The sequence below is a fragment of the Gilvimarinus gilvus genome (genome assembly GCF_030518155.1).
GTDB lineage: Bacteria > Pseudomonadota > Gammaproteobacteria > Pseudomonadales > Cellvibrionaceae > Gilvimarinus > Gilvimarinus gilvus.
The window spans coordinates 1-553 of record NZ_JAULRU010000178.1 but is presented as its reverse complement, the minus strand read 5'-3'; the positions used below and the strand labels follow the sequence as shown (position 1 = coordinate 553).

The window sequence follows — 553 nt, the reverse complement described above, 5'->3', positions numbered from 1 at the left end:
AAGTAGTACATCATGCCCAGGAAGCCGGTGGTCAGGAAAAAGCCCACGGCGTTGTGCCCGTACCACCACTGGATCATCGCATCGGTGGCGCCGGAGTAGGCCGAGTACGACTTGAACAGGCTGACCGGCAGGGAGATGTGGTTGACGATGTGCAGCATCGCGGTGACCACGATGAAAGCACCGTAGAACCAGTTGCCGACATAGATATGCTTGGTCTTGCGCTTGACGATGGTGCCGAAGAACACCACCCCGTAGGTGACCCAGACAATGGCCAGCAGAATCGCCAGTGGCCACTCAAGCTCGGCGTATTCCTTGGTGGTGGTGTAGCCCATCGGCAGGGTGATCAGCGCCCCGACGATCACCGCCTGCCAGCCCCAGAAGGTGAAGGCGGCCAGGCTGTCGGAAATCAGCCGCGTCTGGCAGGTGCGCTGCACCACGTAGTAGCTGGTGCCGAACAGCGCGCAGCCGCCGAAGGCGAAGATCACCAGGTTGGTGTGCAGCGGACGCAAGCGGCCGAAGCTGGTCCAGGGCAGGTCCAGGTTCAGTTGTGGCC

At 61.7% G+C, this 553-nt stretch carries 1 protein-coding gene; it reads right to left on the bottom strand.

Annotated features, from left to right (window positions below; all coding sequences use genetic code 11):
- Window positions 1–553, bottom strand: a 553-nt coding sequence (locus QWI17_RS01530; RefSeq protein WP_302720728.1) for a cbb3-type cytochrome c oxidase subunit I, incomplete at both ends; no start/stop codon positions are given.